7 protein-coding genes and 1 pseudogene are annotated in these 11,523 nt (G+C 67.8%); 3 read left to right on the top strand and 5 right to left on the bottom strand.

Annotation, left to right across the window (positions count from 1 at the left end; genetic code table 11):
• The 5 genes from AC27KI_RS13190 to AC27KI_RS13170 form a co-directional block, all read right to left on the bottom strand.
• On the bottom strand, positions 1–184 hold a 184-nt coding region (locus AC27KI_RS13190), incomplete at its 3' end, for an acyl-CoA dehydrogenase family protein (RefSeq protein ID WP_487114182.1).
• Positions 185–261: 77 nt separating this feature from the next.
• Positions 262–1,479 (bottom strand): acyl-CoA dehydrogenase family protein, encoded by a 1,218-nt coding sequence (locus AC27KI_RS13185; protein ID WP_487089256.1) that lies wholly within the window; start codon positions 1,477–1,479, stop codon positions 262–264.
• Positions 1,480–1,611: 132 nt separating this feature from the next.
• Complete coding sequence (locus tag AC27KI_RS13180; RefSeq protein ID WP_487089257.1) at positions 1,612–2,607, bottom strand: Bug family tripartite tricarboxylate transporter substrate binding protein; 996 nt, start codon at positions 2,605–2,607, stop codon at positions 1,612–1,614.
• A 150-nt stretch (positions 2,608–2,757) separates the two neighbouring features.
• On the bottom strand, positions 2,758–3,387 hold the full coding sequence (locus AC27KI_RS13175) for a TetR/AcrR family transcriptional regulator (protein WP_487089258.1): 630 nt from the start codon (positions 3,385–3,387) through the stop codon (positions 2,758–2,760).
• Between the two features lie 165 nt (positions 3,388–3,552).
• Complete coding sequence (locus AC27KI_RS13170; RefSeq protein WP_272566129.1) at positions 3,553–4,326, bottom strand: enoyl-CoA hydratase/isomerase family protein; 774 nt, start codon at positions 4,324–4,326, stop codon at positions 3,553–3,555.
• Positions 4,327–4,757: 431 nt separating this feature from the next.
• Here AC27KI_RS13170 and AC27KI_RS13165 point away from each other — a divergent pair, with 431 nt between their 5' ends.
• The 3 genes and pseudogenes from AC27KI_RS13165 to AC27KI_RS13155 all read left to right on the top strand — a co-directional run bounded on the left by AC27KI_RS13165 (position 4,758) and on the right by AC27KI_RS13155 (position 11,404).
• Positions 4,758–6,620: a phosphoenolpyruvate carboxykinase (GTP) gene (locus AC27KI_RS13165; RefSeq protein WP_487114180.1), complete on the top strand. Its 1,863-nt coding sequence runs from the start codon at positions 4,758–4,760 to the stop codon at positions 6,618–6,620.
• A gap of 340 nt (positions 6,621–6,960) precedes the next feature.
• Positions 6,961–8,190: an efflux RND transporter periplasmic adaptor subunit gene (locus AC27KI_RS13160; RefSeq protein WP_487114178.1), complete on the top strand. Its 1,230-nt coding sequence runs from the start codon at positions 6,961–6,963 to the stop codon at positions 8,188–8,190.
• 52 nt (positions 8,191–8,242) lie between these two features.
• Positions 8,243–11,404: pseudogene (locus AC27KI_RS13155) on the top strand (efflux RND transporter permease subunit).
• The last annotated feature ends 119 nt before the right edge of the window (positions 11,405–11,523 follow it).

Below are 11,523 nucleotides of genomic sequence, written 5' to 3'. Positions count from 1 at the left end.
CGCAGCGCGCGGCCAGGGGCTGCGCCAGGGCATGCCGGCCCGCGGCTTCGGCGATGGCGGCCACATCGCCCAGCGAGGCGCCGGCACCGTCGTGCGTCTCGTCAATCAGCACCCCCTGCCAGCCCAGCTGCAGGAACTGGTTCCATGTCTCGCTGGGCTCCTGGGATTCGAAGGTCTCTGCCACGGGCGCGCAGCGGCCACGCGGGAGGTGGTGTCATAGAGGTCGCCGGGGAACATCGGCGTGGCGTGGAATGTCATGGGTCAGGCTCCGAAAAGGTCGCGGGCGATCACGTTCTTCTGCACTTCGCTGGTGCCCCCGGCGATGGTGCGCGAGCGGTAGAACAGGTAGGTGTGGATGAGTTGGCGCAGGGGGTCGTCTGAATCGCCCGCCACTTCCTGCCCTGTGGCCGCGACCGTGTCGACCAGGCGCGCGGCGTACTCGGGGCCGGCGATGTCCAGCGCGATGCCGATGAGCTGCTGGGACAGGTCCGAGCAGTAGAGCTTGAGCGCCGACGATTTCGAGGCTGCCAGCGTGCCTTGCATCTCCTCCTGGATGGCGCTCAGCAGCATCTCGCGCGCGCCCGCCACGCCGGCCTGGGCCAGGTACAGGCGTTCGAGCAGCACATGCTGGCTCGCGCTGGGCGCCGATCCGCCAGCGCCGCGTGCGCGCAGCAGATCCCCCACCTGCTCAGCCAGCCGGGCCAGGCGAGGCACCGTCGCGGGCGAGAGCCGCTCACGGTCGAGCAGGAACTTGGCGCATTTCCAGCCCTCGCCTTCCACGCCCAGGAGGTTGGCGACAGGCACGCGCACGTCGTGGAGGAACACCTCGTTGACGTGGTGCCAGTGGTCGATCGTGGGGATGGGCCGCACCTCGATGCCCGGCGTGTCCATGGGCACGAGCAGCAGCGAAATGCCGGCCTGCTTGCGCCCTTCGTTCGACGTGCGCACCAGCGTGTACATCATGTCGGCCTCCTGCGCGTGCGAGGTCCAGATCTTCTGGCCGTTGATCACGTAGTGGTCGCCGTCGCGCACCGCCGCCGTTTTGAGCGACGCCAGGTCGGAGCCCGCGCCGGGCTCGGAGTAGCCCTGGCACCACCACTCGCTGCCGTCCAGGATGCGCGGCAGAAAGCGCGCCTTCTGCTCGGGCGTTCCGAAGTGCATGATCACCGGGCCGATGTGGCCCAGGCCGTGGTGGTACTGGGGCGGGCAGTCGGCCTGCGCGGTGACCTCCTCGAACAGGTAGCGCTGCTGCAGGTCCCAGCCCGTGCCGCCGTATTCCACCGGCCAGTTGGGCGCACCCCAGCCGCGCGCGAAGAGCTTTTCCTGCCAGATGCGGTACTCGTTGCGCGTGACCTTCTGGTTGTTGCGAACGACCTCCTTCAAGGCCGACGGGCATTCGGACTCGGCGAACTGGCGCAGTTCCTCGCGGAAGGCATCGTAGGGGTCGAGGGTGTGCGATGAAGGGAGGGAGATCGTCATGGTGCTTGGAAGTGCTGGGGCGCTAGCCCCGGTTCATTGCAGAAAAGAAGGAAGCCACAGCCCTTGACCATGCGGTAGAAGGCCGCGGCGTGGCGGCTGCGCGCGCAGGCGGGGTAGAGGCCACGGCACGCATCAATCCAGTTGAATGTTGCGTTCACGGAAAACGGGGGCCCAGCGCTCGCTCTCCGCGCGCAGGTAGGCCGCGAAGGCCTCCAGGTCTAGGTTGCGGGGCTCGACACCGGCACGCTCCACGGCTTCGCGCACGGCGGGCTGCTCCAGAACCTGGCGCAATTCGGCATGCAGCCATCGCTGCAATGCGGGCGCAGTGGATGCCGGCAGGAAAAAGCCGAACCAGCCCCCTGCGGTGAAATGGGCCAGCTCCGGCACGCCGGACTGGGCAATGGGCAACAACTCGGGCGCCCGGGCCAGCGGGGCGGTGCTCGCAACACCCAGCGCCCGCAGCCGTCCGCTGCGCACATGGGACAACGACGCCACCGAATCGAACATGGCATGGACTTGCCCGCCCAGCAGATCGTTCAGCGCGGGCCCATTGCCGCGGTAAGGCACATGCACGATGTCCATGCCCGTGAGGGACGCCAGCAGTTCTGCGGCGATGTGCGGACTGGACCCGTTGCCGGACGAAGCGAACACCAGCTTGCCCGGGTGTGCCTTGCCGTACACCACCAACTCGGCCACCGACGTCACGGGCAGGCGCGTGCTCACGTACAGAACGCTGGGCGTGTCGCCCACCATGGCGAGGGGAGCCAGGGCGCGTGGATCGTAAGGCAGCTGTTTCATCAACAGCGGATTGGCGATGTAGCCGAATGCCGTGAGCAGCAGCGTATGGCCATCGCCCGGCGCGCGCGCCACCAACGCCGTGCCGATGGTGCCGCCCCCGCCGTTGCGGTTGTCGACCACCACTGGCCGGGACCACCGCGCCGAGAGGGCCGACGCGATCGGGCGTGCCAGGTTGTCCGTCAGGCCTCCAGCGGCGTAAGGCACGACGATCTGGACGGGCTTGGCCCCCACCAGCCCCTCAGCGCCCACCACGCCTTGCGCCCGCGCCTGGGCACAGGCCAGGCCTGCACTCCAGGGCAACAAGAGGAAATGGCGTCGGTCAGTGCGCATGGGTAGACTCCTGCGAAAAGTCTACTAAACGGCCGGCAAGTAAATGAACAGGGAAAACCCGCGCCGCGCGCCAGGAAGGCCAGAAACGAACAAGCCGCCCCGGCGCAGGCCGGGGCGGCTTGGGGGGTGCCCGGGAGAAGGTGGCGCGCTTTACTGCAGCAGGCCGCCGAACGCCATGTCGAGGTACTGCTCGATCACCTGCCGGGTGGTGAGGCGACCTCCGGGCGAATGCCACCGCGCGATGTGGTTCAGCATGGACAGCAGCATGCGCCCGGCCATGGCCGGGTCCACCGCACGGAACTGCCCTGCCGAGATGGCCTGCGCGATGCTGTCGCGCAGCAGGTGTTCGTACTCGTCGCGCAGATAGACGGCCATGGCACGCGGGTCAACCGCGCTGCCGGACCAGAAGGCGTTGGAGCCAGCGATCCAGGAATGGCGGCTGCGGTCGAGGAAGTCGGCCGACGACTGCATGAACAGCCGCACCTTGTCGACCGGCGTGGCGCCCCCGGCCATCGCCTCGCGCACGGAGTCCACCAGCGCCTGCATGGATTCCAGCACGATGCGCTCGTAGAGCGCTTCCTTGTTGGGGAAGTGGTAGTACAGCGCCGCCTTGGTGATCTTGGCCTCTTCGGCGATGTCACGCAGCGAAGTGCCCTCGTACCCGCGCTGCGCAAACAGGCGGCATGCAATGTCGATGAGCTGTTCCTGCCGGGTGTCGGAGCGGGTCGTGGGCGCAGAGTCGACGGGGTCGTTCGCCGAAGCGGCTGGACGGTTTGCCATAGGGGGAGGCCTCCTCTCTTTTGTAGTTCTGGCACCCGGCCGGGCGGCGGATCGGCGCCACCCCGGTGCCACAAACCCCTCGCATCGCTGCGATGGGGATGGTGTCGTGCAGCCTCCATTTTGCAGCAGCGTCCTGGGCGCAGGCCCGGCTGCTCTCTCTGCCCGTCAGCGGCCCACGTAAACCGGAGCGCGCTTTTCCAGGAAGGCGCGCTGGGCCTCCTTGGCATCCTCCGTCTTGGACAACGCGACGGTGTTGCCCTGCTCATAGCGATAGGCGTCGCGCGACGGCATCAACTGCGTCAGTCGCGCGGCCTCCTTGGCCAGCCGCAGCGCAATGGGACTCTTGGAGGCGATCTCGCGCGCCAGGTCCATCGCGTAGGGCATCAGCTCCTCGGCAGGCAGGCAGGCCTCCACCAGGCCCAGGCGATAGAGTTCGGCGCCACTGACCTTCATGCCGGTGAAGAACATGCGACGTGCGCGTGAACGGCCGAACACCTCCTGCAGGAAAGTCACGCCCCCTGCGAGCCCTACGTTGATCTCAGGCATCGACACATAGCAGTCCTCGGAAGCCACCCAGATGTCAGAGGCCATCACCAGACCGAAGCCCGCACCCATGGCGGGCCCGTTGATGGCCGCGATGACGGGCTTGGAGCATTCGACAACTGCGTAGAACGATTCGCGCACCAGCCGGTTGTGGCGGCCGTAAGCGCCCGCGGTCGCACCGAGGTTGGGGCGCTCGCGGATGTCGGCACCTGCGGAAAAAACTTTGCCTGCGCCGGTCAGCACCACGACCGAGACGTCCTCCCGATCCGACAATTCATCGAATACCTGCGTGATCTCGGCACGCAGCTCCGCGTTCTGGGCATTGACCGGTGGCCGGTTCAGTGTCACGACGGCGATGCGGTCCTGCACCGCGAGTTGCAAGGTCTGGAAGTCCATATATCTCCTTGTGTGGCATGGAATCTCGCCACGGCCAAAACACTGCAATCCATTTTTTACCTGCCGGGCGGTAATTGAACTTTCGGAGAAATCCGCAGGGCACGCAAGCAGGCGACTAAGGAAAAATCGGCAGATTTGTCCCGGCAGCGACATGGCAGTCCAGATCATGCTCAACACCCACATAACCCCATGCCTTTTTTGCATGAAAGTAATGTCTGTCTGACAGACAGGCGCGGGTGGGATTCATAAAATCGTCATCCCAGCCGACCCGCGGACCCTGCAGCTCTCGCCGCACTCCCCGCCCGCCGACTGAGCATCCAGCCGTTTTTTCAAAGGCAGCGCTCAGAAGACCCATGCGCAGGCCCCCACGTCGCGCCGCTCGTCGGCAGCTTCCTTTGAAAAAACTGTTTTTCAACTTCAGGAAGCTCCCGATGAACGCACCCACCATGCAAGGCCTGGATCTCAAAGCCCCCGCCTACGTCAAAAACGCCCGCCTGCTCGCCTGGGTGGCCGACATGGCCGTCCTCTGCAAGCCCGACGCCATCTACTGGTGCGACGGTTCCCAGGAAGAGTACGACCGCCTCTGCCAGCAACTGGTCGATGCCGGCACGTTCCAGAAACTCAATCCCGCCAAGCGCCCCGGCAGCTACCTTGCCTGGTCTGACCCGAGCGACGTGGCCCGCGTGGAAGACCGCACCTACATCTGCTCCGCCCAGAAGGAAGATGCCGGCCCCACCAACAACTGGATGGCACCGGCCGAGATGCGCGCCACGCTGCAGCCGCTGTTCGACGGCTGCATGAAGGGCCGCACCATGTACGTGGTGCCGTTCAGCATGGGCCCGCTGGGCTCTCCCATCGCACACGTGGGCATCGAACTGTCCGACAGCCCCTACGTCGCCGTGAACATGAAGATCATGACCCGCATGGGCCGTGCCGTGTACGACGTGCTGGGCATGGAAGGCGACTTCGTGCCCTGCGTGCACACCGTGGGCGCCCCGCTGCAGACCGGCCAGAAGGACGTGTCCTGGCCTTGCAACAAGACCAAGTACATCGTGCACTACCCCGAAACGCGCGAGATCTGGTCGTATGGCTCGGGCTACGGCGGCAACGCGCTGCTGGGCAAGAAGTGCTTCGCGCTGCGCATCGCTTCCACCATGGGCCGCGACCAGGGCTGGCTGGCTGAGCACATGCTGATCCTGGGTGTCTCGAACCCCGAAGGCAAGAAGTACCACGTGGCCGCCGCCTTCCCGAGCGCCTGCGGCAAGACCAACTTCTCCATGCTGGTTCCGCCCAAGGCGTTCGAAGGCTGGAAGGTCACCACCATCGGCGACGACATCGCCTGGATCAAGCCCCAGGCCGATGGCAGCCTGCGCGCCATCAACCCCGAAGCCGGCTATTTCGGCGTGGCCCCGGGCACGAACTACCACACCAACCCCAACTGCATGGCCAGCCTGGACAAGAACGTGATCTTCACGAATGTCGCGCTGACCGACGATGGCGACGTGTGGTGGGAAGGCATGGAAAAGGACACCGGCAAGCTGCCCGACCACCTGATCGACTGGCAAGGCAAGGACTGGACGCCCCAGATCGCCAAGGAAACCGGCGCCAAGGCCGCACACCCCAACGCGCGCTTCACCGTGGCTGCCACCAACAACCCCGCGCTCGACGAAGCCTGGGACGACCCCAAGGGCGTGAAGATCGACGCGTTCATCTTCGGCGGCCGCCGCTCCACCACCGTGCCGCTGGTGACCGAGGCCCGCAACTGGACGGAAGGCGTCTACATGGCCGCCACCATGGGCTCCGAGACGACTGCCGCCGCCGCCGGCCAGCAGGGCGTGGTGCGCCGCGACCCGTTCGCCATGCTGCCCTTCATGGGCTACAACATGAGCGACTACTTCCAGCACTGGCTGAACATGGGCGAGAAGATCGCTGCCGCCGGCGCACAACAACCGAAGATCTACACCACCAACTGGTTCCGCAAGGGCGACGACGGCAAGTTCGTCTGGCCCGGCTATGGCGACAACATGCGCGTGCTCAAGTGGATGATCGACCGCATCGAAGGCCAGGCCAGAGGTCAGGACACGCCGATCGGCACCGCCCCCCAGTACGGCGAGATCAACTGGACGGGCATCGAATTCACCCCGGTCCAGTTCGACACGGTCACCCGCATCGATGCCGCCGCCTGGGCCGACGAGCTGAAGCTGCACACGGCCCATTTCGATCAACTGGCCTACCACCTGCCTGCCGCATTGCTCGACACGAAGGCCGCGCTGGAAAAGCGTCTGGCTGGCTGATCCCTTCGCGCACGGGGTTCGGTGGCGCCACGCCACCGAATGGCCGTTCGATGTAAAGCGCGGTCCGCACAGCGGCCCGGGCGCTTTTTCGTGGTGGCACAGATCACCTTCCAATTAAAAGTCATTATCATTTAGACCGTTCTTTCGGCTAAATTCGCAGGCGGCCAACCCTGACCGGGCATCGCACCGCACACGTCCCCACCGCCCCGTCTTCGCATGGGACCGACAATGCCGCTGCAACTCCCGGTTCGCCGGGTTGCGCACCGGCTTCCTGCGCCCGCGGCGCTGGCACTCTTCTCCCCTCGACGGGCCCGACATGGTTGAAATGGATTCTGAGCGGATGCCGGCGGCATCCACACGCCGTCTCTGGCTGCGGCTGCTGGGCTGCGTGGTGCTGGTGTTGCTGGCCTGGGTGGCGTGGTATCTCATATGGCGCCAACCTGCGCTGCAGGAAACGGGGCCCAGTCCCTGGAGCGGACCCATTCCGGTGCGCCTCGTGGGTGTGCAGCGGCAGGCCATGGACGAGCAGATCAAGGCCATCGGCACCGTGACTGCGCTGCAAAGCGTGACCGTGCGCAGCCGCGTGGACGGCCAGTTGGCGCGCGTGCTGTTCCAGGAGGGCCAGGAGGTGCGGCGTGGCCAGGTGCTGGCCGAGATCGACCCCGCGCCCTTCCGCGTGAAGCTGGCACAGGCCGAGGGCCTGCAGCAGCAGATGCAGGCGCAACTGCAAAGCGCGGAGCGCGACGTGGCGCGCTACCGCACGCTGCTGCAGCAGGACTCCATCGCGCGGCAGCAGCTGGAAACCCAGGAAGCCCTGGTGGCCCAACTGCGCGGCAGCCTGGCGACTGCGCGCGCCCAGGTGCAGGAGGCCCAGTTGCAGCTGTCGTACACGCGGATCGAGGCCCCGGTGGCCGGCCGTCTGGGCATGCGGCGGGTCGATGCGGGCAATCTGGTCGCGACGGCCGATGCCCAGGGCCTGGTGTCCATCACGCAGACGCACCCCATCACAGTGCTGTTCGCCATTCCCGAAACCCAGCTGCCGGCCGTACGTGCCGGCGCACGCGGTGCCCGGCCCCTGGTGGTGCAGGCTTGGGACCGCGCCGAAGCCGCCCTGCTGGGAACCGGGCGGCTGACCACCCTGGACAACCAGATCGACACGGCCACCGGCACCTTGCGGCTCAAGGCCCAGTTCGACAATGCCGACGACGCGCTTTTTCCCAACCAATTCGTCAACGTGCGGCTGAAAGTGCGCACGCTGGAGAATGCCCTCGTTGTGCCGGCGGATGCGGTTCAGCACGGCAGCCAGGGGCCCTACGTGTACACCGTGCGGGACGGTAAAGCCGTGCTGCGCCGCGTGGCGCTGGGTGCCAGCGATGGCGAGCGCCTGGTCGTGACCCAGGGCCTGGCCGAAGGCGATTCCGTCGTGCTGGAAGGGCTGGATCGCCTGCGGGACGGCATCGACGTGGCGCAGGTGGTGGATGGCGAGCCCCCTCAGACCGCGCATCAGCTGCAGCAGCGCGCAAAAGCGCAGGCCGCGGCAGCCTCCACCTCCGCCAGCACGGCGCGCTGATGGCGCTGCACCGCAACGCCCGAACCACCGCTGCCCTGGTACCGCCGCCGCCATGAATCTTTCGCGCCCGTTCATCCTGCGCCCGGTGGCGACGCTGCTGCTCATGCTGGCGTTGCTCATCGCAGGGGCGATCGCCTGGCGCCTGCTGCCGGTAGCGGCGCTGCCGCAGGTGGACTACCCCGTCATCCAGGTGTTCACCTTCCACCCGGGCGCCAGCCCGGATGTCGCGGCCCGTGCCATCACCGCGCCGCTGGAGCGCCGGCTCGGGCAGATCCCGGGGCTGCGGCAAATGTCGTCCACCAGCTCCAGCGGTGCCTCGGTCATCACGCTGCAGTTCATGCTGGACGCGGACCTGGCCGTGAGCGAGCAGAACGTGCAGTCCGCGCTCAACACCGCGGCCAGCCTGCTGCCCGCCGACCTGCCCGCACCGCCGATCTACCGCAAGGTGAACCCGGCCGACGCGCCCATCCTCACCCTGGCCATCACCTCGGCGAGCCTGCCGCTGCACGAGGTGCACGACCTCGTGGAAACGCGCATGGCGCAAAAGCTCGCGCAGCTGTCGGGCGTGGGTCTGGTGAGCCTGGCCGGCGGTCAGCGCCCGGCTCTGCGGGTGCGGGTCAACCCCACGGCGTTGGCGGCGCAGCAACTGGGCATGGAAGACGTGCGCCGGGCGATCGCGGGCGCCAATGCCAACCAGCCCAAGGGCAGCTTCGACGGCCCGTACCGCACCACCTTGCTGGACGCGAACGACCAGATCACCTCGCCGGACGCCTACCGCCGGCTCATCGTCGCCTGGCGCACTCCCACCGGCACGGTGGCGTCCAACCCGGCCGTCGCCGGCACGGGCACTGCGCCGCCGGGCGCTCCGATCCGCCTGGGCGACGTGGCCACCGTCGAATCCGGCCCGGAAGATCGCTTTCTGGCCGCATGGGCCGACCGGCAGCCGGCCGTGCTGCTCAACGTGCAGCGGCAACCGGGTGCCAACGTGATCGACGTCGCCGACCGGGTGCGTGCCCTGCTGCCCCAGCTCACCGCCACCCTGCCCGCCGCCGTGGACGTGGCGCTGCTCACCGACCGCACGCAGAGCATCCGCGCCTCGGTGCGCGACGTGCAGCTCGAGCTGGTGTTCGCGGTGGGTCTGGTCGTGCTGGTGACCTTCCTGTTCCTGCGCAGCGCCACCGCCACCTTCATTCCGGGCGTGGTGGTGCCGCTGTCGCTGGTGGGCACCTTCGGCGTGATGTACCTGCTGGGCTTTTCGGTCAACAACCTGAGCCTGATGGCGCTCACCATCGCCACGGGCTTCGTGGTGGACGATGCCATCGTCATGCTGGAGAACATCGCGCGCCACTGAGAGCAGGGCCTGCCGCCGCTGCAGGCGGCGCTCAAGGGCGCTTCGGAGATCGGGTTCACCCTGGTCTCGCTCACCGTGTCGCTGGTGGCCGTGCTGATTCCGCTGCTGTTCATGCGCGACGTGGTCGGGCGGCTGTTCCACGAGTTCGCACTCACGCTGGCCGTGGCCATCGGAATCTCGCTGCTGGTGTCGCTCACGCTCACGCCGATGATGAGCGCCCGGCTGCTCAAGGCCCCCCTGCACGCGCCGCCCGGCGAAGGCAAGGGCACGGGCTTCATGGACCGCGTGCTCGAACGCTATGGCCGCGCGATCGATGCGGTGCTCGCGCACCAGGGCCTGACGATGCTGGCGATGCTGGCCACGTTGGTCCTCACCGTCCTGCTCTACCTGGCCGTGCCCAAGGGATTCTTTCCGGTGCAGGACAGCGGGGTGGTCCAGGTGGTGACCGAGGTGGCGCCCGACAGCTCGTTCACCGTGGTGTCGCAGCGCCAGCAGGCGCTGGCCGACGCACTGCTGCAGGAGCCGGACGTGGCGAGCCTTTCGTCCTTCGTGGGGGTGGACGGCAGCAATGCCTCGCTCTCCAGCGGGCGCATGCTCATCAACCTGCGCGCCCATGGAGACCGGCAGACCAGTGCCCGCGCCATCCTGGACAGCCTGCGCGCCCGCGCGCGCCAGGTGGGCGGCATCACGGCCTGGTTCCAGCCGGTGCAGGAACTCTCCATCGAAGACCGTGTGAGCCGCACGCAGTACCTGTTCACCCTGACCACGCCGGACCCGGCATTGCTCGACACCTGGGTGCCACGCCTGGTGGAGCGGCTGCGCGCCCGCGCCGAACTGGCGGACGTGGCCAGCGACCTGCAGCAACAGGGCCGGCAGGCGCACGTGGAGGTGGACCGCGACGCCGCCGCGCGCCTGGGCCTCACCGTGGCCGACATCGCCACCGCCTTGCAGAACGCCTACGCCCAGCGGCAGATCGCCACGCTGTTCACCCAGGCCAGCCAGTACCGCGTGGTGCTGGAGGTCGATCCGCGCCACGCACGCGGGCTGGATGCGTTGCAGACCACGTTCGTGTCCACGCCGTCCGGGCGCAGCGTGCCGCTGGCGGCCGTGGCGCGCATCACCCAGCAGCCCGCGCCGCTGCAGGTCCTGCAGCAAGGCCAGTTTCCGGCGGCCACGGTGTCGTTCAACCTGGGCGCGGGCCACTCGCTCGGGGCGGCCGTGGCGGCCATCGAACGGGAGCTTGCGGCCACCGGTCTGCCGCCCCAGATCGAGACGCGCTTTCAGGGCGCGGCCGAGGCGTTCCGCGCATCGCTGTCCAACACGCTGTGGCTGGTGTTGGCAGCGGTGGTCACCATGTACATCGTGCTCGGGGTGCTTTACGAAAGCACCATCCACCCCATCACCATCCTTTCCACGCTGCCCTCGGCCACCGTCGGCGCGCTGCTGGCCCTGCTCGTCAGCGGCCGCCCGCTGGACCTGATCGCGGTGATCGGCATCGTGCTGCTCATCGGCCTGGTCAAGAAGAACGGGATCATGATGGTGGACTTCGCCCTGGATGCGCAGCGCCGCCTCGGGCTGCCCGCGCACGAGGCCATCCGGCGTGCCGCGCTGCTGCGCCTGCGCCCCATCCTCATGACGACGCTGGCCGCCCTGGTGGGCGCGTTGCCCCTCATGCTCGCACAGGGCTCGGGCGCGGAGTTGCGCCAGCCGCTGGGCATCGTGATGGTGGGCGGGCTGGTGGTCAGCCAGGTGCTCACGCTCTTCACCACCCCCGTGGTGTATCTGTATTTCGACCGGCTGGGCCAGCGGCTTTCGCGCCGCCGTGCGGCCTGGCAGGACGGCACGGCGGGCAGCGGGCCATGAACCTGGCGCGCCTGTGCATCCGCCGCCCGGTGGCCACCTCGCTGCTGTCGCTGGCGCTGGTGCTGATGGGCCTGCTGGCCTGGCGGCTGCTGCCGGTGGCGGCGCTGCCGCAGGTGGAC

The sequence above is a fragment of the Acidovorax sp. KPB24-03 genome, assembly GCF_057546605.1.
The sequence above is the reverse complement of the archived record's forward strand: the minus strand, read 5'-3'. Positions and strand labels throughout refer to the sequence as shown.